The organism is Janthinobacterium woesei (assembly GCF_051380875.1).
In the GTDB taxonomy this organism is placed as follows: Bacteria; Pseudomonadota; Gammaproteobacteria; order Burkholderiales; family Burkholderiaceae_D; genus Janthinobacterium.
Genome location: NZ_JBNYXW010000019.1, coordinates 111858 through 133217 on the forward strand (window position 1 = coordinate 111858; position 21360 = coordinate 133217).

A 21360-nucleotide genomic window follows, 5' to 3' on the forward strand; every position below is an offset into this window, starting at 1 on the left:
AACAAATGCGCGCCATCTTGGACAGGGCATGGCGCTCGCGTGCGGCTGACCACGCCACACCGCCACGCCAGCACAAGCACCGCGTAGCCGCTAGCCAGCGTAGGCGCGCTTGATCTGCTCGATGTCAATCTTTTTCATGCCCATCATGGCTCCCATCACGCGCTGCGCCTTGCCGGGATCGGGGTCGGTCAGCAGTTTCACCATGATGGTGGGCACGATTTGCCACGACACGCCGAACTGGTCCTTGAGCCAGCCGCATTGCTGCGCTTCCGGCGGCCCGCCTTCGGACAGTTGGGTCCAGTAATGATCGACCTCGTCCTGGGTCTCGCAATTGACCTGGAACGAGATCGCTTCGCTGAACTGGAACAAAGGGCCGCCATTCAAGCCCGTGAACGTCTGGCCGTCCAGCTCGAACGCCACCGTCAGGACGCTGCCCGGTTCCTGGCCGTGGATTTCCTTGCCTTCCTCGCCATAGTAGGAGATCAGGCCAGTCCTGGAATTGGGGAAGATTCCCGTATAAAACCGGGCCGCCGCCTCGGCGTGGCCGTTGAACCATAGACACGGGGTAATTTTCTGGATGCTGTGCATGGCGTCTCCTTGCGTTGGGTGAACCAGTCAGGAAGCATCCAATATAAGCACTTTTTTCACGCCATGGCGCACAATCAGCGCCGTCAGGGCGTGCCAAAGGCCTGGCCCTGCAGTTTTTCCACCAGAAAATCAATGAACACGCGCAGGCGCGGCGGCATGTGGCGGCTGGCCGGCCGCTGGTGGCTGGCCAGGTCGGACGGATGCAGGGGCCGGCCATGGCGCGCCAGATAGGCGGGCGCGGCCACCAGCAGGCGACGAAATGTACATAGTTTGCGCCGCGTCAAGCCTGAGTCGGCAAGTTCGCCCGTGCGCACGACGGCGTCATAGCCATCGCCGAGCACATTGACCATGGCGTCAGAGAAGTCCAGGTCGAGTTCGATGGCGGGATAAGCCAGCATGAAGGCGGCAATGGCCGGCTCGAACAAGCCGCTGTAGCGCGGCAGGCTGATGCGCAGGCGACCGCTGGGCGCGCCAGTCGAGGCACTCAGCTCGCGCTCGGCCGCTTCCACCTCGGCCAGGATGCGCTTGCAGCGCTGCAAGAACTTTTCGCCCTCGTCCGTCAGCGCCAGATGCCGCGTGCTGCGCTGGAACAGCCGCGCACCGAGCCGCGCCTCCATGCGCGCCACGCTCTTGCCCACGGCCGACGATGACAGTCCCAGCAGCCGGGCCGTGGCGGAAAAACTGCCGCTGTCGGCTACCTGCACGAACATGGCGATGCCAATCGGCATCGACGGCCTGTCGCCACTGGCGGCGGGCCGCCTGATGATCGCGCTGGCCGCCCCGCTGCTGCTCGTGCCCATGCTTGCGGCGCTGCTGTTGCGCTGGTTCAATGCCGCTACCTTGTGCGCGGCGGGCCTGCTGCTGGCGGCGGCGGGCCTGGCCTGGCTGGCGCAGGTGCTGGGCCATGGTGGCGCTGCGGCGCTGGCCTGGCCCTTGCTGCTGATCGGCACCGGCATCGGCCTGCCGTGGGGCTTGATGGATGGCATGGCCTTGAATGTGGTGGAGACGCAGCGGGCGGGCATGGCGACGGGCATCTTCAATACCGTGCGCATCAGCGCCGACGGCGTGGCGCTGGCCATGGCGGGCGCCGTGCTGGCCGGTCTGATCGCGGCAGCGCTGGCGCAGCAATTGCCCGCCGACCTGCCCCTGCTGGCCGCCGCCAGCCGCGCCGCACTGGGCGATATCGAACAGGCAACGCAGCTATTGCCGGGGCAAGAAACGCTGTTGCGGGCAAGTTATGACGCTGCCTTCCGCCAGTTGCTGGGTTTGCTGGCGGGCATGGGCGTGGCGTTGGCTGGGCTGGTGCTGTACTTATTAAGAAAGGAACGCACTCAGGCGTCAAGCCCGTAGAACACGGCGACGAGAATGGCGATGTTATTGCAGGCGCGCGAAAATGTCGTCGTCGCGTAGGCGACAGCCACGCCCGGCGCGCGGTAGCGCAGGTAGACAAAGCTGAACATGCTGCCCGAGCCCAGCGCGACGATGGCGTGCAGCAAGCCGCCGCTGATGTAATGCACGATGGCCCACAGGATGGTGGCGATAAAAATGCTCAGCTGGCGGCTGGCGCCCAGCCGTTTCAGGATTTCCAGCGGCAGCAGCTGGCCGAGGAAAGTTTCCAGGATGGGAGAGTAAATGACGACCCAGAAAACCAGCATGGGCAGCGAGACTTCGCGCTTGAACTTGGTCAGGCCCGTATGCGCGCCCCAGTACTCGGGCGGCAGCAGCCATTTGGTGACGAACAGGATGACGAAGCACAGCACGCAGGTCAGCAAGCCCCAGCCGAGGCCGGCCAAGGCCAGCTGCAGCACGGGCGGCGCCGGTTTGTCGGCATCGTCCGGGCCGGACACATTGCGGCTGCGCACTTGCATGAGAGATCCTGGCGATAATCCAGCTTTCATTGTAGCGCGTAAAACGGCGCATGGCGCGCCGCATCAATCGTCAGGCGGCCAGGCGCAATGGACGCTGGGACGCCTTGGCCAGCTTGAAAATGCCCACTTCCTGTGCCAGCTGCGCCGCCTGCCGCTGCAATTCGTGCGCGGCGGCGGCGGCCTGTTCCACCAGGGCCGCGTTTTGCTGGGTCACGCGGTCCATGTCGGCGATGGCGCGGTTGACTTGCTCAATGCCGACGCCCTGCTCCCGTGCAGCGTGGCTGATATCGGCCATGATGCCCGTCACGCGGCCGATGCCAGCCACCACCTCGTGCATGGTGGCCCCCGCCTGCTCGACTAGCACCGTGCCCGTGCCGACCTTGCTGACGGAATCGTCGATCAGCACCTTGATTTCGCGCGCGGCCGCGGCCGCGCGCTGCGCCAGGTTGCGCACTTCCGTGGCCACGACGGCAAAGCCGCGCCCCTGCTCGCCGGCGCGCGCCGCTTCCACGGCCGCGTTCAATGCCAGGATATTCGTCTGGAAGGCGATGCTGTCGATCACGCCGATGATGTCGACGATCTTGTTCGACGACGCATTGATGAGCCCCATCGTGTGCACCACTTCGGCCACGGCCTTGCCGCCCTGTTCCGACACAGTGGCCGCCTCGCGCGCCAGGCGGTTTGCCTGCTGCGCGTTGTCCGCATTCTGGCGTACCGTGGAAATCAATTCCTCCATTGATGAAGCCACTTCTTCCAGCGAACCGCCCTGCTGCTGCGTGCGCTGCGACAGGTCGCGGTTGCCCGAGGCGATCCCGGTCGAGGCCGTGGCGATGCTTTCCGTTCCGTGACGCACCTTGCCGACGATGGCGGCCAGGTTGTCGCGCATGGTCTTGATCGCAAACAATAGACTGCTGTCGTCGCCGTGGCGCGTGTGCACGTCAATGGCCGTTCGCCCTGGGCGATGCGTCCCGCGATGGCGGCCGCATAGGCCGGTTCGCCACCCAGCTGGCGCAGCAGGCCGCGCGTGATGGTGGTGGCGACAATGCAAATGAGCACGCTGAGTGCGGCCAGCACGACTATCCAGCGCAGCGACTGGCTGTAGGTAGCGCGCGCATCAAGGCTGGCCTGTTCCGATTCGTGCTGCACGGTTTTCAGTACGGCATCGATGTCAGCGACGATCTGGCGTCGCAGGGGGCTGCACTCATCGACGAGGAGGTGCCGTATTGCGCCATTTGCCCCGCCGCGCGGAACTGGCGCGGGCGCTGTAATTGCTGCGCCATGGTATAAGCGAACAATATTATTTACAATGCAATTTCACGCGTTTACTTCTAGTACTTTACCTCTATACCTGTCAATAACGCTGAATTTCAGCCCGCGCCAGGGGCGTCGATAACGGCCATGGTGATGCGCGAAATGCAGCACAGCTTGCCCTCATCGTCGACGATGCGGATTTCCCATACCTGGCTGCTGCGGCCCCGGTGGATGGGCGTGGTGCGGCCCGTCACATGGCCGCCGCGCACGCCGCGCAGGTGGTTGGCGTTGATTTCCTGCCCCACGCTCACTTGCCGGCGGTTGTCGAGGCAGGCATTGGCGGCCATGCTGCCCAAGGTTTCGGCCAGCAGTACCGAAGCGCCGCCGTGCAACAGCCTGAACGGCTGCATGGTGCGGTGGTCGACCGGCATGCGCGCTTCGATCCAGTCAGCACCAAAGGCCGTGAATTCGATGCCCAGATGGCGCATCGCCGTGCCCTCGCTGGCGGCGTTGAGCGTGGCCAGGTCGAGCGGCGCATGCCAGATTTCCATTGTGTCCTCTAATAAGTAATACTAATGTAGTAAGAATATGATGCAAATATCATGTGAATGTACAGCGGTCAATCTATTGTAGGGCAGCGAAGGCCCTTGCGCCGTCTCATCATTGCTTCACCCAGGCGCAGGATGGCGATGTCATTACTGGTTATAATTGCCCATTCTTTCAAAACGAGGTTGTGTATGAAGTGGGCCTTGCTGGGCATTTTTGTGTTTTCTGTTTTACATATCCATTTTCGGGGCAAGGTGCGCCTGCCGTTTCGCCGCCAGATTTTCGATCATTCCTCATTCATGGCGCCGCTGAACCTGCTCATGCACACCTTTTCCAAGGTGCCGGCTACGCCTTACCTTTCCGTCGAGCAATTTCCGGAACTGGCGCCGCTGCAGCAGAACTGGCACATCATCCGCGATGAAGCGCTGCGCATGCAGGAAATGAAAAAGATTAAGGCGGCCGAAAAGAACAATGACGTGGGGTTCAATTCCTTCTTCAAGTATGGCTGGAAGCGTTTCTACCTGAAATGGTATGACGCCAACCACCCGTCGGCGCAGCAGATGTGCCCGCAAACCTATGCGCTGCTGCAATCGATTCCCTCGATTAAGGCCGCCATGTTTGCGGAATTGCCCAAAGGCGGCAAGCTCAACCCGCACCGCGACCCGTTCGCCGGTTCGCTGCGCTACCACCTGGGCCTGCAGACGCCGAACGACGACCGCTGCTTCATCGACGTCGATGGCGAACGCCACAGCTGGCGCGACGGCCAGGCCGTGATGTTCGACGAAACCTATATCCATTGGGCACGCAACGACGCCGACAGCGACCGCATCATCCTGTTCTGCGACATCGAACGCCCAATGCGCTACCGCTGGGCGCAAGCGCTGAACCGCTGGCTGGGCCGCACCCTGATGACGGCTGCCGCCTCGCCCAACGAACTGGGCGACCAGGTGGGCGGCGTGAGCAAGCTGTTCCAGATTTCCTGGACCATGGGCCAGTACCGCCGCCGCTTCAAGGCGTGGAACAAGACCGCGTATCAAATCACCCGCGTGGCCCTCGTCGTGGCCATCGTCGCGCTGATCTACTTTATCTAGACGCTAGCGTTGCAGCCTGTATAAAAAACCGCCTTCTGGCGGTTTTTGCATTGTGCGCCCGTCGCCTGCCAATGCCTTGCAGTACGATGCACACTCCAGATGAACTGCCTTGAATGCGAATCTTAAGAACATGAGCGAACGCGACCACAAGTACGATATCCAGATTGCCGATGATGAATGGATCGAATACGTCAATATTGACGGGCGCTATGCCGATGCCATCGACCTTGACGGCCATCTGACTGGATTGTGGCCCTTGATCGATCGCCTGGAAACCCATTGCGTTGCCGGCTGCTGCGGCTTCGATGCCTATGATTTTACGCGCGAGGGGATTAACGCTGCGCTGCCCGGACTTGATCACGGGCAATTGCAAGCGGCATGCGACCAAGCCAAAAGCGGCATCGCAACGGCCGGCAGCGACGTTTTCATGAGTACAAGAATGAATAACTACGCGCACAAGGCCATGCTTTTGCGCCTGCTCGAGCATCTGGAAAGCTGCATCGCCAACCATCCACCAGCACATGAATAAATGGCTTGACCTTGTCAAAGCGGGAAGGTTCAAGGTAGCGGCATTCAAGGAGAAGCCGTATGCCGACCATTACCGTCTTACCCCACCCCGAACTGGCCCCCGCCGGCGCCGTCTTCGACGCGCCCGAGGCGATGAGCATTTGCGATGCATTGCTGCTCAATAATATTGAAATGGAACACGCCTGCGGACAGGTCGGCGCCTGTTCCACCTGCCACGTCGTCGTGGTGCAAGGTTTCGATTCGCTCAATGCACTCGGCGACTACGAAGAAGACATGCTCGACCAAGCCTGGGGCCTGCAGCCCAAATCCCGCTTATCGTGCCAGGCGCGCGTCAATACACAGGACCTGACGGTGGAAATTCCCCGGTATTCGCTCAATCATGCCAAGGAGATGCCTTAGGTGTCAAGACCCGCCTGGTTATAGACGCGTTTAACGAATAATTCCGGCTTGGTTTGCTGCCATTTCTTCATCGCCTGGATCGGTGTTTCATTATTCAGGGCTCGCTGAGGAATGTTGTGGTTATAGATTTTCAGGTAATTGCGCAACGTCGATTCCAGTTCTTCCCGAGAGCCGAAACGGGTCTGGTTAACGATCTCGCTGATGCGGCCATTGAAACGCTCGACCATGCCATTGGTTTGCGGATGGCGAGGCGGAATCAATCGATGTTCGATCCCCAGCTGCTGGCACAGCACGTCAAAGACATGCTTGCCGCTGGGGATACGGTCGCCGCTCACGGGGTCTTTCTGCTTGCTGGTAAAGCGGTCAGTGAACTGGCTGCCGTTGTCGGTGAGCAGTTTGACGATGGTGACTGGGCAAGCATTTTTCAGTTTGATCAGAAAGTCGGTGCTGCTGCTGTCGGACTGGTTGGCATAGATTTCCATGAAGACCCAGCGCGTGGCGCGGTCGATGGCGACGAACAGGTAACGGCGTTCGGTTTCATCAGGCATCTGCGGCAAGTACTTGATATCCATATGTAAAAAGCCGGGCTCGTAATCCTTGAACGACTTTTTGGTGACCGGCTTGTCGCCTTCGCGTGTGGCCAGTTCGAGCAGACTGGACACACCATGGCGCCGCAAGCAGCGCCCCAGGGCACCACGCGAAAGCGCCGGATTGACGAACTCGCGCGCGACTGCCAGCAAGTCGTCGGTGGGCAAGAGCAGCGTAGTGCGCAGCGCCACGACGATCAGCTCCTGGGTGGGCGTGAGCGTCGTGTGCATAGTGTGCGGCCGGTGCGAGCGGTCTTGCGGGCTGTCGCGATTCTGCCATTTGCGGATCGTCAGGCGGCTCACGTTATAACGCTCGGCCAGTTCCTGTTGGGAAAGTGTCGAGTTGCGGATTTCTTCCCGAATCAGGTGGGTGGTACGGGCTTGGCTGTGAAGGGCTTGGGTCATGGCGCTGGCGATGGGGTGACAGGAATCAACAGTGTACTCAACAGGCGCCTGGCTTTGAAGTAGGGCAAGCTGCGCGTCGGGACATGATCACCCAACTCTAGACACTTAGGCATGACTGTTCTATTTGTGGCGAGAAATGTTTCGCCACGAATCCAACTGTTACCGCTACACTCTAAGCTGGCCAGTAGAGAGAGGCGGGGCAAGCGTCTGCGCAAGCGCGCCGACCGTCAAGTGCTGCCGCCGCAACTCCCCCGCGTCAACCGCCAGAACCCGGCGTAATGCCAGTGCGGTAAGTGCAGCAGTACCTTAGTTGTCAAGATCGGCGAAGATACCGGTGCAAGCAAGTCGCATTTAACTTAGCGCTTTCAACGTTTTATAGAGACTCGAATCTAGACTTTCGACCATGTGTAGGTTCTTTGGAAGACCAGTCCCATCCTCCGAATTGTGTCAGCCGGTAATCAGCGTACGCCTGGCTAATCTCATCGGTAGAATTCATGACGAAAGGCCCGTCTTGCACCACTGTTTCGCCAATTGGTCGCCCCTGCAGCAATAGCAATTCGCTTGGTTCAGAACCGTTAACTAACTCCACTGGCTTAGAACAGCAAACTTCGATAGCGGTGCCCGAATTCACATGTTCATGGGCAAGCGCCATACTTTTTCCAGAAAAATAGAGTAATTGTCGGCGCGTATCCACGCCATCGGCAGGCGGCAATGTCCACTTTGCTCCGGGTGCCATCTTGATTGTCCAGATAGCCAAATCAGTGCCTGGTCTCGCCGCCCAAGAGTTTGCCGGAGGCGTCGGCGGGGTGTTTGGAAGCATCTCGTCCAGCTGGCCGACAATGCAACGCACTTCGATACCGTCGTCCACCGTACCAACATGATGAGTCGGAATCGTCTCTGCCCAAAACATCTTAAAGTTTGGCTTCACCATCTTGCTCTGGGCCGGAAGGTTAAGCCATATTTGAAAGAGCTCGAAAGGATTTGGACCATCTTGGTTCAGCAGAGGAAACATCTCCGCGTGGAGAATGCCTCGTCCAGCTGTAAGCCATTGGACGTCTCCTTCTGCATATCGGGCGCTGTTGCCCATCGAGTCGGAGTGGTCGACTACACCCTTTCGCATGATGGTAATTGTTTCAAAACCCCGATGCGGATGCGCTGGAAACCCGGGCACTTGGCGCCCGAAGTACATGTTCCAAGTGCCTGCTTCGTCAAAGCCCACGTCTGCAGACTCGTCAAGACTGGATGATGAGTTTGGTCCAAGCTTGTTGTTCCCGCGCGGGTAATGGTCAACATGGTGCGCGCAGACCAAAAAGGGGTCAATCGTTTTCCAGGGGGAGCCGAGTGATTCAATTTTTAAAATTAATGATTTCATAATTTGATTCCATAAATCGCCAGCTGCGCCGGCCGGCTCTGTCCGTGGTGAAGACAGTAAATCTACCTTGTAGACGCTAGGCTGCGGACAGCACATGGGGATTTCAGGGCATTCGCAAGCCATCGCATCGCGTGATGATGAGGCGAATGAAGTAGCGCTGTAAGAGGCCGAAGCAAAGCAAAAATGAGCGCAGTGGCTTCCAGCGGAAACCCGAGTTACTGTTGCCTGCTCATCGCCTTACTTGTCGCACTGTTAGGGGGAGCGGTATTGCATAGGGGCCGAAAGATTTGGCCCCTATGCCGTGAGATTTCGAATCGGGGTCAGGAATCTTGAAAAACCTGTGGCTCCTGCGGTTGGGCTCAATTTAACTTAATGAGGTTCTGGAGCACCAAAGGCCCGCCTTTTTCCAGCAAAACACCACCTTCGTTGAGTTTGCCCAGTGTAACCGGAGCGAAACCGAGATTTGCTACCAATTCCACGATAGCCACAGTCGCACCAGCGTCGTTGCCCGCGACGAACATCACTCGGCGTCCGCCACCTTCGAGAGGGTCTGAGGCCAGAAGTTTTGCTGGCAACTGGTTGAGAGTTTTGACGACATTGGCGCCTTTAAAAGCGGATGCCACGATGTCGCTTGATGCTCTGCCTGCAAGCAGTTCAGACGGCACGCCATATGTGTTCATCGCGTCGACAACTATTTTTCCCGCCCAGTCCGGCGCAGCTGCGGCGATAGCCGGGTGCGCCATGAAGGGGACCGCCAGGATGATTACGTCCGCTTTCAGCGCGTCTTCGAACGAGACAGCGGTGACATTGCTCCCTAGCTCGGACGCCAATGCCGAAAGTGAGGCAGCTCCTCGCGAGTTTGCGATGTTTACGGATATTCCGGAGCGGGTGAATTGGCGGGCGAGTGCGGTGCCAACATTGCCGGAGCCGATGATGGAATAGGTCATGATAATTTCCTTAGTCGTGAATTAAGTTTATGCCGCGATTGCGGCGATGTCTTTTAATGCATGGGTGACTGCTGCTTCCTTTGCATCAGGGCCAAACGCAATGCCTTCAGCCCGAATGACCGTCACATCTGTTATGCCAAGGAATGCCAGTAAACCGATGAGGTAACTTTCCTGATGCTCAATCGCTGCGGCATGGCTCCCTACCGAGTAGACACCACCCCGCGCGGAAGCGATGAATGCACGTTTGTTCTTCAATAATCCTTCGGGCCCTGTGGCCGTGTATTGGAAAGTTTTTCCTGCGACTGCAATGCGGTCAATCCACGCTTTGAGCGACGTCGGAATCGACAAGTTGTACATGGGGGCGCCGATTACGATGATATCTGCGGCGAAGAGTTCATCCATATATGCGTTGCCCTTCAAGAGGTCCGCCGTCAAGACAGCATCTTCGACAACTGCGCCTTGAAACGCAGCCATATGAGCGCCTGACAGATGCAGGGCTGGCTCGGCCGCCAAATCACGCGCGATAATCGTGATGCCAGGGTGTGAAGCTTTGCAGCGAGCGACGATGCCAGCAGAGAGTTGACGGCTTACCGAAGCGGTGCCAAGAACACTGGAGTCGAGGTGGAGAAGTTTCATGATGTGCCTGTATGGTAAGTAAATAAAGGGACGTATTAGCGTCTAGAAATGGTCGTCTGAATTACTCTTTGACAGCTTCGACTTGAATTGCGAGCTTAACTGTGCTGGGGATGCCCAAGTCAACACCCCAGCCCATGCCCCAATCGCTGCGCTGGATGATGGTCTCGAAATCGCCACCGCAAACTTCTCGTTTGAGCACTGGGTTCATGTAGCAGTTGTAGTTAGTGGCCTTTAGCACGACTGGATTGGTCTTGCCCAATAAGGTCAGCTGCCCAGCGACTTCGGTCACCTTTTCTCCGGAAAAAGTAAATTTCGAGGAGACGAATTTCGCCTCCGGGAAAAGTGCGGAGTTAAAAAAGTTGTCACTCTGCAAGTGTTTGTCGAACGCCGCAGTACCGGTGTTAATCGAGTTGGTTTCAAGAATCAGTTCGAGGTTTCCGCTTTTCCCGGCCTTGTCGATAACAATCACGCCGTGCTTCTTGTCAAAACGACCGCGGTTGGTCGATGTGCCAAAATGAGCAACCTCGAACGTTACAAAGGTGTGCGTTGGGTCGACGTTATAAGTCGAAACTTCCGCATGGGCGGAGGTGAATAAGGCAGTGCTGGCCAGAGCAGCGGCGATTAAGGTGGTACGCATAAGAATTTCCTCGAGTTAGTGATTGCAAAGAGACCTACGAATTGGTCGAAATCGAAACCTGCGCCTACCGACATTCGCGGCATTAACTTCACTTGATTGTTGTTTCGATGAGAGGCATGATGCGCTGCAATCCTCAATCCGAAAAGATGATATATTGAGATGCAAAGTATCTGGATTCGAGATGGAGGAGGAAAATATGTTAGACGGAGTTTCTTTAGACCAACTAAGAACATTCATCACGGCGGTCGACGAAGGGAGCTTTTCAGCAGCCGCCCGCAAGTTAAACAGGGCTCAATCCGCCGTGAGCGGGTGGGTCAGTAGCCTTGAAGAGCAAATCGGTGTTGTTCTATTTGACCGGACGGGCCGATTTCCCAAGCTGACGCCAGAGGGCACGGTTTTGCTGGCAGACGCTCGCAACATTGTGGCCGGAGTGGACACACTCAAGGCTCGAGCAAAAATGATGAGCGGTGGGCTTGAGGCGGAACTCTCGGTTGTCATTGATGTTTTCTTCCCGACCACTGTGGTCAGCGCAGCAGTAAAGGCATTTTCCGAGCATTTCCCTTTCACACCGTTGCGGCTTTTTGTAGAGGGCTTGGGAGCGGGCTATCAGCCAGTGTTGGATGGCCGTTGCAGCTTAGGTATCTTGGCATCTCTTCCCGTCTCATTTCCCTCGCTAGTTAGCGAACGTCTGGGCGAAATACCGCTCGTGGTGGTCGCGTCAGCTAAACATCCGCTTGCTCAATTTGAGAAGGAAATCCCGAAGCGTGAGCTGAGCAAATATGTTCAGTTGGTGCTGACCGACCGGTCTGATTTGATGGGCGGGAAAGACTATGGCGTGATGTCACCCTCTACGTGGAGACTTGCCGACCTATCGACGAAGTATGCGTTTCTCAAAGATTGCGTGGGCTGGGGAAGTATGCCGCTCCACATGGTCGAACACGATATAGATGTGGGGGTGCTAGTCGTGCTCGAGGTGGACGGGATGCCTCGTTCCGGCTACCCTTTGGCGATGTCGGCTGTCCACCAGGCAGCCTCTCCACCAGGGCCTGCCGGCAGCTGGTTTATTAACCATATAAAGGGATGGTCGGCAGAGGCTTAATGTTTCACTGGGTGTCAATCAGAAGATGGCCCAATGCTAACCTTGTTCGATCTCATAGAAGCGTTGCAATTGCACACTCGCCTGCCACTGCGTGCTCCGTTCATGCCAGATTTTCTCGTTCCCAATTTCCCCCGTCGCACGCCTGAATCAATCGAAGTGGCGGTGTGGCCGGGCTGAACATGGAGTCATAGGTGGGATGGCTGGCCGCTTATAAATTGATGTTCGCCGGTTCCGGCCAGTGGGTTCATCAGAAATAAACTGCTAAGCTTCAAGGTCCGCTTTGGGGCGAAAACGGCCCCTTATCCAACACCGCCACCCTACTTCACCGGCTCAAACGTCACGGTCAGCCCGCTGCTGGTGGTCTTGAGTTGCGTTGGCACAAACTGCACGCCCGCATAGCGCAACTCGTCCGGCTTGAACGTGTAGATCGGCGTTTCATGCATCAACTGGTCGGCCACCAGGCTGGCCACCTTGGCGAACTGGCGCTGCTGGGACTCGTCCATGCCTTCGATTGTCACTTTGTCCACGCTGGCTTCGCTCAGGTAGACGGCGTTGCGCTGCGCGTCGAGCACCAATCGGCCCGACATGGCCAGGTTGCCGCGCCAGGTCTGGCGGATAAACGGCGGCATCACGCTGGCGTCGACGCTAAGGGCCACGCGCTCGCGCTCCGGCTGCAAGGAAAGTTGCGGCTGCGTCAGTTTCACGTCCAGCACGGACAGGACGCGCTTGTCGATGGGAAAGCGGCGCTCCAGGCCTTGCTGCATCTTGCTCAGCGACACGTTCACGTCGCGTGGGCCGATCAGGGTGGAACACGAAGCCAGCAGAGTGCAAGCAAAAGCGGCGATGGCGGTGCTTTTCAGCAAGGGGCGGATGGCGGTCACATTCATGGATAGTCTCGATGGAAAGATGGCGCCATCTTACACACGCGCCCGCTCGCATGCAAAAAACCGGCGCCCACCTTGCAGCGGGCGCCGGTTTTTCACTTTGAGAAGCTTAGTGCACGAACAAAGCAATCAAAATGATAATAGGCAATGGAATGCCCAGCAGCAGCAAGAGGATGGATCGCATGGCAGACTCCTTATTTTATAGTGGGGATTCAGATGGTGACGTGGCGCAGCACGCGTTCATGGTCGCGCTGGCGGCCGCCGAATGTTGCCGCCAGGCTGGCGACGAAGGCACCGAGCAGCAAGGCGACGAACATCCACAGGGCCGTATGGGCACCGGCCTTGCGCGCCGTGTCGGCTGCTTGCTGGGCGGCAGCCTTGGCATCGGCGGCGGCCTTGGCGGCGCGGGCGTAGACGGCGTCGACGCGCGCTTCCGCTTCGGCCTGGGTCAAGCCCGTGCGCTTGGCCACGATCTGGCCCAGGTAGGCGCGGTCATCGGCGGCCAGGCTGCCCGTGGACAGGCCGGTGGCGAAGATCTTGCCGATTTCCATGCGCTGGTCGGCGACGCTCACGCCAGAGTCGGCCGCAGGCGGCGCCAGGGTGGCAGTGGCCGGGACCGGGGCCGGGACCGTAGCTAAGGCCGGAGCCGGGGCGGCGCGCAGCAGCATGTCAGAGAAATAATCGAGCGGATTGGCGCCGCCGCCCTCGCCTTGCCTGGCGCCTGCCGCACCGGCAGCACCGGCAGCACCAACGCCCGCCGCTGCGGCCGGACCCACTGCCGCCGCCACGCCGCTGCCCGCATCGATGGCGCCGCTCAGCACGGCGCGCGCACCGCCTGCCAGCACGGCCACCGTGATCAGGGTTGCCACGGCCCAGGCCAGCAAGCCATGCGCCGTATCGCGAAAATGCACTTCATCGGTGTGCACGGAGCTCCATTTGGCCCGCAGGCGGCCCGCCATGTAGCCGCCGATGCCGGACGCGGCCAGTTGCATGAAGGCCAGCCAGACGATGGTCGACACGCCGATGGCCGTGGCATTGAACGACCAGGGCGAGATGGACGACAGGCCCAGGCCCACGCCGAGGATCAGCAAAATGAACGACAGCGCGGCCGCTGCTGCAGCGCCCGCCAGCACGGCGCCCCAGGAGACGCCAGGATGGTTCAGGTCCGACATGGACAATTGTGTAGCTTGCATGGAATTCTCCCTTGTTGAATGATGGTGATGGGGCTCAGGCAGGCATGCCCGTCAGTTGCTCCTTGCGTGCGGCCATTTCCTGGCCCAGCGCATCAAGGTCGACGCCCGCATGGCGCACCTTGGGAAACATGTCGCCCTCTTCTTCCTTGACGTGATGCTCGATCTGCTCGGACAGCACCTTGACCTTGGCGTCATACAGGTCATCGGCAGGCTCCATCGCTTCGATCTGCGCGATGAGTTCCTTGGCGGCGGCGTGTTCGACCAGGGCTTCATCCATCAAGTCGCCGTCATGGATGGGACGACGCACGGCCGGATAGAAGATTTCTTCTTCCAGCTGGGTGTGCACGGTCAATTCCTGGCAGATTTGATCGGCCAGTTTTTTCTTGCTGGCAAAGGAGCGGTCGCTCAAGCCTTCGTATTGGGCAAACAGGGCCTTGACGGCCTTATGGTCCTGCATCAATAAATTGATCGCGTTCATGGCGCCTCCTGTTGTTGATGTAACTAGGATGCGCCACGCCGAAGCCAGCGTATGTGCGGCGCCATACACAATCTTACTATTTAATCCATATCAAAAAGCCTTACTTGATGCCGTGATGGCCCATCAAATCGTACAGGGTGGGCCGGCTCACGCCCAGCAACTCGGCCGCCCTGGCGATATTGCCGTCGGCCCGCGCCAGTGCGCGCACCATGACCTTGTATTCGGCCGCATCGCGCGCCTGGCGCAGGTTCAGCGGTTCGTCCGCAGGCGCTGGCTGGGCGCTGGCTGGCAAACCCAGGTCGTCCTGCACGATCTGCGGGCCGTCGCTCATGATGACGGCGCGCTTGATGCAGTTTTCCACCTCGCGCACATTGCCTGGCCAGCCATACGCCTCGATCACTTGCAGCGCACCGGCGCTGAAATGCAGGGTGCTGCGCCCTTCGCTGGCGCAAAATTTGTTCTTGAAATGGTGCGCCAGCAAGGCCGCGTCGCCGGCCCGCTCGCGCAGCGGGGGGATGCGCAGCACGATTTCACTGAGGCGGTAAAACAGGTCTTCGCGGAAACGTCCCAGCGCGGCCAGGGCCTTCAAATCCTGGTGCGTGGCGCAGACGATGCGCACGTCGACGGCGATTTCTGAGCGCCCTCCGACGCGCTCGATGACCCGTTCCTGCAAGAAGCGCAGCAGTTTCGCCTGCAGCGCCATCGGCATGTCGCCGATTTCATCGAGAAAGAAGGTGCCGCCGTGGGCCAGCTCGATCTTGCCCAGGGTTTGCCGCGCCGCGCCCGTAAACGCCCCCCGCTCGTAGCCGAACAGCTCGCTTTCCAGCAGGTTTTCGGGAATGGCCGCGCAATTGATGGCCACAAAGCGTTGCGCGTGGCGGCTGCTGAGCGCATGCAGGCCCCGCGCGATCAATTCCTTGCCGCTGCCCGAGTCGCCCAGCAGCATCACGCTGGCCGACGAAGGCGCCACTTTTTCCACGCTGCGGCACAGTTTGAGCATGCCGGGGTCGCGGCTGACGATGCCGGCCAGGGGCGAGTCAGCCTGCGTTTGCAGCATGCGGCGGTTTTCCTGCTGCATGGCGTGCAGATAAAAGGCGCGGGCGATGACCAGGCCCAGCATATCGGCGTCGAACGGCTTCTGGTGGAAATCGTAGGCGCCCAGCGCAATGGCCTTCAAGGCATGCGCGCGCTCCTGGTTGCCCGAGAGAATGATGACTTTCGTGTCCGGCGCCAGCGCGATGATGTGCTGCAAGGTGGCCAGCCCTTCGGTGGCGCCGTCCGGATCGGGTGGCAAGCCCAGGTCCATCGTCACCACGGCCGGCTGGTGGCGCCGCACCAGTGCCAGCGCCGCTTCGCGCTCGCCCGCCAGCAGCACGTCGTAGGCGTCAAAACTCCAGTGCAACTGCTTTTGCAGGCCGGGATCGTCTTCGATGACGAGTAATTTCTGCTTGGCCATGGGATTCCTTTGTTCCTTTTGTCCTTGGTCTAGGCCGCGTGCAGCGGCAAGATCACGCGAAACGTGGTGCCCACCTGCGGTGCGCTGCGTACTTCCAGGCTGCCGCCCACTTCGCGGATGTATTCGCGGCTTTCAAACACGCCGATGCCCATGCCCGCCGTCTTGGTGGTGTCGAACGGTTTGAACAGGCGCTCGCGGATGAATTGCTCGCTCATGCCCTGGCCCGTATCGTCCAGTTCCACCACGGCCGTCTGGCGCTCGCGCAACAGGCGCACGGCAACCGTGCCATCGCTGGCGGTGGCCTCGATGGCGTTCTGGATCAGATGGCCCAGCACGCGTTCGAGCCGCGCGCGGTGGGCCAGCACCGTCAGTTCGCCATCGACGATTTCCAGCCGCGGCGCCGGTGCCAGGCTGGCCTTGGCCGCCACGGCGCAGCGCAGCAAGGCGTCGAGTTGCAAGGGCGCCGGCGTGTCCAGCGCCTCGCCATGCGCCAGCCTTTGCAGCAGGGTCTTCATTTTCTGCACGGAATGGTCCAGCGTGCCCAGCATGTCTTCCTGGAACGCGGGATTGGCGCGGTGCTTTTCAGCATTGCTGAGTAACAGGGACAGCTGGAACACCAGGTTTTTCAAGTCGTGCACGATGAAGGTAGACATGCGGTTGAACGATTCGAATTGGCGCGACACCATCAGCGAATCGAGCGATTCGCGGTGCGCCAGGTAGCTGGCGGCCTGGCTGCCGGCAATTTTCAGCACGTCGCGGATTTCCCAGTTCAGGCCGATGCGCGTGCGCGGCCGCGCCAGCGCCACGAAGGCAAACAGCTGGCCATGCAGGGTCAAGGGCACCAGCAGCCACACGTGGGGCAGCGCCAGCAGCGCCGCTGGCAAGACCAGGCCGCCGTACTGGCGCCGGTTTTGCTCACAGTCGGACACGTCGATCACCCATTGGCGTGCTTCCAGGAACTGGCACAGGGGGCCTGCGGCCGGTTCGCTCCACGCGGGCAGCGGCCAGTTCCAGCTGGCTGCCGGGGCAAACTGGCCCTGTTCACGCAAGATCCACAGCGCGCCGGCGCGGCTTTCCACCAGTTGCGCCACGGCCTGTATGGTGCGTTCGCCCTGCGCCGGACCATCTTCGGACAAGGCGCGCGTAAAACGCAGCCATTCCTCGCGGTAATCAAAGATGGCCTTATAGAAATGTTTATTGATGCTCACCTTCAGCTTGGCGCGCAGGCTGCCGGAAAACAGCACGCCGGCCAGCAGCAGCACCGCGCCGCCCAGGTAAGCCATCTGCATCAAGGAACCCCAGGTGCCGCCGAAATAGCGCAAATAATAGGCGCTGGCCGCCATGGCCAGCAAATACATGGCCGAGCCGAGCAAGGCAGCCGAGCGGTACAGCATCTGGCGCGAGACGGACAAGCCCAGCGCCCAGCCCGGATTGCGCGCCGCAGAAATGGCCAGCAGCGGCGCGCACAGGGCATCGACGACGCCGCGCGCGGCCCAGATGTCATCGTTGACGGTGCGAAACAGCAAGGCGTCGCTGTACAGGTAAAAATCGTAGGCGAACAGGCCGCCCACGCCCAGGCAGGCAAACTTAATGCCCCAGCGCTGCAACGGCGGCGTGTTGCGGTACCACTGCTCCACCAGCAGCATGCCCAGCACGGCCAGCAGCAAACGGCAGACGCTGGCCATGGCGCGCCCCGGCACGGCCAGCAACAGCCAGATTGCTGCCACCACCAAGGCAATGACAGCGATGCCGGACAGCACGGCGCGCAAGCGCGTGCGCGACGGATCGATCAACAGCAGCAGGAAGACCAGCCAGGCCAGGGTGCGCAGCATTTCCAGCGCGTCGCCCGCCAACGAGATGCGCAACCCCAGCAGCACCAGCACCACCGTGCCCGTCGCCCACGCGCCCGTGACCAGGCAAGCTACCAGCAAGGCGCGCGCATTTTGCCGCGCGCGCCAGTTGCTGATCAGCAGCAGCGCCAGCACGAAAAACGCCAGCGAGGCCAGGCCATGGCTGAGCGCCGCCGCGTCCGCCGCCGCCAGCCACGCCGATTGCGCCCGCATCATCGGCTGCCCTTGCCAAACAGCACCACCTGCACCGTGTCGAGCAGGATCAGCACGTCGAGGAACAGGCTGTTATTCTTCACATAATACAAATCGTATTGCAGCTTTTTGACGGCGTCATTGACGGACGCAGTATATTGATAGCGCACCTGCGCCAGGCCTGTGATGCCCGGTTTGATGTTGTGGCGAATGTTGTAGTACGGAATTTGTTCCTTCAGTTGCTCGACAAAATACGCACGCTCGGGGCGTGGCCCCACGAAACTCATCTCGCCGCTGAACACATTGAGCACCTGCGGCAGCTCGTCGATGCGCAGCTTGCGGATGACGTTGCCCACGCGCGTGATGCGCACATCGTTGCTCAGCGCCCAGATGGGCTTGCCGTCGCGCTCGGCATCGCAGCGCATGCTGCGAAATTTCAGCACCTTGAACGGCAAGCCGTCCAGCCCCACCCGCTCCTGCTGGTAAAACACGGGGCCGCCGTCTTCCAGGCGGATGCACAGGGCCGTGGCCAGCATCACGGGCAGCGCTGCCAAGCAGATGACGCTGCTGGCGGCCAGGTCGAACAGCCGCTTCGAGGCGGCGCGGAAGAAGCTCTGGTCGAAGCCGCCGCCATAGGTCAGATAGCTGGGCTGCAAGGAATCAATGCGAATCTGGCAAGCTTCGCGCTCGAAGAAGGTGGCCGCATCGATCACCTTCACGCCGCCGAGCGCGCATTCGAGCAGTTGCTTGACGGGAAATGCGCCATTGCGCCGGTCGCTGACGGAGACGACGATTTCGTGCGCAGCATGGCGCTGCGCCATGGCCAGCAGGGACGGTTCGGCCGGCAGCAAGGCCGAGACAGGCACGCAGCATTGCTCGCCGGCCACATCGATACAGCCCACCACCGTGAACTGGTGGAAACCGATCTTGCTGGCCGCCAGGTCCATGCATTCACGCGCCAGCGCCCCGCCGCCCACCAGTATCAAGCGCCCTTCCATCAGCGCCGACTGCGAGGATTTAAAGACCGCCAGGCGCGCAAGCAGCACGCCGATGGCGCCCAGGCCAAAGATCAGCACGCTGCCGCGCCCGAAATGCAGCGAAGGAATGAAGCGGATCAGCACGCTGAGCACGGCAAAGCCCAGCGCGAACGAGGGCAGGATGCGCAATAAAGTGTTGCGGATATCGTCGCGCGAGCGGTGCTGGTACATGCCCAGCGCGCTCATGCTGAGTACGATGACCAGCGCAAAGATCAGCGACGACAGGTAGACCTCGCCAGATCGCGCCAGCCGGCTGCTGTCCACCAGCCACAGCAAGGAGGTCAGGGTGGCCGACAGCAGCAGGATCATGATTTCCAGCAACAGCAAGATAAACGCTGTTTTCGAGACGTAATGGCTGAAGATGCGGATCATGGCTCCCCCTGCGGCGAAGGCATCTCGCCGCGCAAAAGGCAGCCAGATACCGGTCTTGCCATCATGGGGAACCGTTCCGCGCAGACATTGATGCGCCACAAGCTACGGCACCGCTTATCTTTCGCTGGCAGAATTTATCTCAACACATTACCGAATGAGGGGAAATGGCATATAGTATACTTCCCCTAAAAAAAGATAAATGTCATGAAATTTGATGTAGCGATTGTCGGCAGTGGCCTGGCGGGTTTATCGGTTGCACTGCATTTAGCTGAGACGCGCACTGTCGCGATCATTTCCAAACGCGCGCTGCAAGATGGCGCCAGCAACTGGGCGCAAGGCGGCATCGCGGCCGTGCTGGACTCGGGCGACAGCCACCAGCAGCACATCGAGGATACCCTGATCGCCGGCGGCGGCCTGTGCGACGAGAGCGCCACGCGCTACATTGTCGAGCACGGCCGCGAAGCGATCGAATGGCTGATCGAGCAAGGCGTGCCGTTTACGCGCGACGCCACGGCCGAGCTGGGTTTCCACCTGACCCGCGAAGGCGGCCACAGCCAGCGCCGCATCATCCACGCGGCCGATGCCACCGGGCACGCCGTGCAAGTGACGCTGGAAGAAAAAGTGCGCGCCCACCCGAACATCACCCTGTTCGAACACCATTGCGCGATCGACCTGATCACCTCCGACAAGCTGGGCATGAAACCGGCCCAGCGCAACGCCCAGCCCCACTGCCACGGCCTGTACGTGCAAGATGAAAAAACGGGCAAGGTGCTGACCTTTGCTGCCGAGCACACCGTGCTGGCCACGGGCGGCGCCGGCAAGGTGTATTTATATACCACCAATCCCGACACGGCCAGCGGCGACGGCATCGCCATGGCCTGGCGCGCCGGCTGCCGCGTGTCGAACATGGAATTCATCCAGTTCCACCCGACCTGCCTGTATCACCCGTATGCGAAGTCGTTCCTGATCACCGAAGCCATCCGTGGCGAAGGCGGACTCTTGAAACTGCCGCCCGAAGCAGGCGCGGCAGCGGGTACGCGCTTCATGCTGGCCCACGACGAGCGGGCCGAACTGGCGCCGCGCGACGTGGTGGCGCGCGCCATCGACTTTGAAATCAAGAAGCGCGGCCTCGATTACGTGCACCTGGACATCAGCCACAAGCCGGCCGAATTTCTCATCGAACACTTCCCCACCATCTATGCGCGCTGCCTGGAACTGGGCATCGACATCACCAAGCAGCCGATCCCCATCGTGCCGGCCGCCCACTATACGTGCGGCGGCGTGGTGACGGATTTATCGGGCCGCGCCGACTTGCCGGGCCTGTACGCCGTGGGCGAGACGGCTTGCACGGGCTTGCACGGCGCCAACCGTCTGGCGTCCAATTCCTTGCTCGAATGCATAGTCATCGGTCGTGCCTGCGCGCAAGACATCGAAAGCAAGGAAAAGCTGGGCACGCCTTACCTGCCCGACTGGGATGAAAGCCGCGTCACGGATGCGGACGAAGAAGTGGTGATTTCCCATAACTGGGACGAACTGCGCCGCTTCATGTGGAATTACGTCGGCATCGTGCGCACGACGAAACGCCTGGAACGTGCCCAGCACCGCATTGCCCTGCTGAAAGAAGAAATCGACGAGTACTACCGCAACTTCCGCATCACGCACGATTTGCTGGAACTGCGCAACCTGGTCGACGTCGCCTCGATGATCGTCAACAGCGCCCTGTCGCGCCGCGAAAGCCGTGGCCTGCACTTCAGCCGCGACTATCCGGAAACCTTGCCCAAGGCCATTGCCAGCGTGCTGACGCCGCCGCACCGGTAAAGTTGTTGCGTTTCGTGTGCGCACCGCTTGCCATCCCTGTCGAATGTTTCCACCAGGCCATCGGCGCGCGCCATTGCGGTACTGGCTCACTTCGCTGAGCTTGCCCGTGTCGTGATACAGCCTTTG

General features: G+C 60.3%; 21 protein-coding genes and 1 pseudogene. 6 read left to right on the plus strand and 16 right to left on the minus strand.

The genetic code is table 11. From position 1 onward, the window contains the following. Positions 1 to 90 precede the first annotated feature (90 nt). Complete coding sequence (locus ACQ4W6_RS21310; RefSeq protein ID WP_436569168.1) at positions 91 to 588, minus strand: VOC family protein; 498 nt, start codon at positions 586 to 588, stop codon at positions 91 to 93. Positions 589 to 671: 83 nt separating this feature from the next. Beyond that, the gene (locus tag ACQ4W6_RS21315; RefSeq protein WP_436569169.1) at positions 672 to 1316 is read right to left on the minus strand and encodes a LysR family transcriptional regulator; all 645 of its coding nucleotides are present in this window, start codon (positions 1314 to 1316) and stop codon (positions 672 to 674) included. On the opposite strand from ACQ4W6_RS21315, the gene ACQ4W6_RS21320 reads away from it, so the two are divergent. After that, positions 1297 to 1938, plus strand: coding sequence for an MFS transporter (locus ACQ4W6_RS21320; RefSeq protein WP_436569170.1), 642 nt, complete (start codon positions 1297 to 1299; stop codon positions 1936 to 1938). The two genes, ACQ4W6_RS21315 and ACQ4W6_RS21320, sit on opposite strands and share 20 nt — an antisense overlap. Here ACQ4W6_RS21320 and ACQ4W6_RS21325 read toward each other — a convergent pair. The 3 genes and pseudogenes from ACQ4W6_RS21325 to ACQ4W6_RS21335 form a co-directional block, all read right to left on the minus strand. Next, complete coding sequence (locus ACQ4W6_RS21325; RefSeq protein WP_436569171.1) at positions 1920 to 2456, minus strand: hypothetical protein; 537 nt, start codon at positions 2454 to 2456, stop codon at positions 1920 to 1922. The two genes, ACQ4W6_RS21320 and ACQ4W6_RS21325, sit on opposite strands and share 19 nt — an antisense overlap. 70 nt (positions 2457 to 2526) lie before the next feature. After that, positions 2527 to 3739, minus strand: a pseudogene (locus tag ACQ4W6_RS21330) (methyl-accepting chemotaxis protein); the annotation flags it as partial. 84 nt (positions 3740 to 3823) lie between these two features. Next, positions 3824 to 4258, minus strand: coding sequence for a hotdog fold thioesterase (locus ACQ4W6_RS21335; RefSeq protein ID WP_436569172.1), 435 nt, complete (start codon positions 4256 to 4258; stop codon positions 3824 to 3826). 186 nt (positions 4259 to 4444) lie between these two features. On the opposite strand from ACQ4W6_RS21335, the gene lpxO reads away from it, so the two are divergent. The 3 genes from lpxO to fdx all read left to right on the plus strand — a co-directional run bounded on the left by lpxO (position 4445) and on the right by fdx (position 6271). Further along, entirely contained in the window at positions 4445 to 5344 is a 900-nt protein-coding gene (gene lpxO / locus ACQ4W6_RS21340; RefSeq protein WP_436569173.1) for a lipid A hydroxylase LpxO, read from the plus strand. 130 nt (positions 5345 to 5474) lie between these two features. Then, positions 5475 to 5873 (plus strand): DUF6331 family protein, encoded by a 399-nt coding sequence (locus ACQ4W6_RS21345; RefSeq protein WP_436569174.1) that lies wholly within the window; start codon positions 5475 to 5477, stop codon positions 5871 to 5873. 59 nt (positions 5874 to 5932) lie between these two features. Next, positions 5933 to 6271: an ISC system 2Fe-2S type ferredoxin gene (gene fdx, locus ACQ4W6_RS21350; RefSeq protein ID WP_436569175.1), complete on the plus strand. Its 339-nt coding sequence runs from the start codon at positions 5933 to 5935 to the stop codon at positions 6269 to 6271. Here the strand turns inward: fdx and ACQ4W6_RS21355 are convergent. From ACQ4W6_RS21355 to ACQ4W6_RS21375, 5 genes are all read right to left on the minus strand, one after another. Continuing rightward, positions 6268 to 7263 (minus strand): IS481 family transposase, encoded by a 996-nt coding sequence (locus ACQ4W6_RS21355; protein ID WP_436569176.1) that lies wholly within the window; start codon positions 7261 to 7263, stop codon positions 6268 to 6270. The genes fdx and ACQ4W6_RS21355 overlap by 4 nt on opposite strands. 373 nt (positions 7264 to 7636) lie before the next feature. Continuing rightward, on the minus strand, positions 7637 to 8635 hold the full coding sequence (locus ACQ4W6_RS21360) for a pirin family protein (protein WP_436569177.1): 999 nt from the start codon (positions 8633 to 8635) through the stop codon (positions 7637 to 7639). Positions 8636 to 8994: 359 nt separating this feature from the next. Further along, complete coding sequence (locus tag ACQ4W6_RS21365; protein WP_436569178.1) at positions 8995 to 9582, minus strand: NADPH-dependent F420 reductase; 588 nt, start codon at positions 9580 to 9582, stop codon at positions 8995 to 8997. Positions 9583 to 9609: 27 nt separating this feature from the next. Beyond that, entirely contained in the window at positions 9610 to 10218 is a 609-nt protein-coding gene (locus ACQ4W6_RS21370) for an FMN-dependent NADH-azoreductase (protein WP_436569179.1), read from the minus strand. A 61-nt stretch (positions 10219 to 10279) separates the two neighbouring features. Continuing rightward, complete coding sequence (locus ACQ4W6_RS21375; protein ID WP_436569180.1) at positions 10280 to 10855, minus strand: YceI family protein; 576 nt, start codon at positions 10853 to 10855, stop codon at positions 10280 to 10282. A gap of 181 nt (positions 10856 to 11036) precedes the next feature. On the opposite strand from ACQ4W6_RS21375, the gene ACQ4W6_RS21380 reads away from it, so the two are divergent. Next, positions 11037 to 11954, plus strand: a complete 918-nt coding sequence (locus tag ACQ4W6_RS21380; protein WP_436569181.1) for a LysR family transcriptional regulator — start codon at positions 11037 to 11039, stop codon at positions 11952 to 11954. Between the two features lie 317 nt (positions 11955 to 12271). Here ACQ4W6_RS21380 and ACQ4W6_RS21385 read toward each other — a convergent pair whose 3' ends face one another. The 6 genes from ACQ4W6_RS21385 to ACQ4W6_RS21410 all read right to left on the minus strand — a co-directional run bounded on the left by ACQ4W6_RS21385 (position 12272) and on the right by ACQ4W6_RS21410 (position 19416). Next, positions 12272 to 12841 carry a DUF1439 domain-containing protein gene (locus ACQ4W6_RS21385; RefSeq protein WP_436569182.1) on the minus strand — a complete coding sequence of 190 codons (570 nt, stop codon included), beginning with the start codon at positions 12839 to 12841 and terminating at the stop codon, positions 12272 to 12274. Between the two features lie 209 nt (positions 12842 to 13050). Then, the gene (locus ACQ4W6_RS21390) at positions 13051 to 14031 is read right to left on the minus strand and encodes a hypothetical protein (RefSeq protein ID WP_436569183.1); all 981 of its coding nucleotides are present in this window, start codon (positions 14029 to 14031) and stop codon (positions 13051 to 13053) included. A gap of 34 nt (positions 14032 to 14065) precedes the next feature. Further along, entirely contained in the window at positions 14066 to 14509 is a 444-nt protein-coding gene (locus ACQ4W6_RS21395) for a hemerythrin domain-containing protein (protein WP_436569184.1), read from the minus strand. 100 nt (positions 14510 to 14609) lie between these two features. Then, complete coding sequence (gene prsR / locus ACQ4W6_RS21400; RefSeq protein ID WP_436569185.1) at positions 14610 to 15965, minus strand: PEP-CTERM-box response regulator transcription factor; 1356 nt, start codon at positions 15963 to 15965, stop codon at positions 14610 to 14612. 29 nt (positions 15966 to 15994) lie between these two features. Then, positions 15995 to 18031: an XrtA/PEP-CTERM system histidine kinase PrsK gene (prsK, locus tag ACQ4W6_RS21405; protein ID WP_436569186.1), complete on the minus strand. Its 2037-nt coding sequence runs from the start codon at positions 18029 to 18031 to the stop codon at positions 15995 to 15997. Further along, positions 18028 to 19416 carry a TIGR03013 family XrtA/PEP-CTERM system glycosyltransferase gene (locus ACQ4W6_RS21410; protein ID WP_436569187.1) on the minus strand — a complete coding sequence of 463 codons (1389 nt, stop codon included), beginning with the start codon at positions 19414 to 19416 and terminating at the stop codon, positions 18028 to 18030. The genes prsK and ACQ4W6_RS21410 overlap by 4 nt, the downstream gene beginning before the upstream one ends. Before the next feature lie 204 nt (positions 19417 to 19620). On the opposite strand from ACQ4W6_RS21410, the gene nadB reads away from it, so the two are divergent. Next, complete coding sequence (gene nadB, locus ACQ4W6_RS21415; RefSeq protein ID WP_436569188.1) at positions 19621 to 21234, plus strand: L-aspartate oxidase; 1614 nt, start codon at positions 19621 to 19623, stop codon at positions 21232 to 21234. The last annotated feature ends 126 nt before the right edge of the window (positions 21235 to 21360 follow it).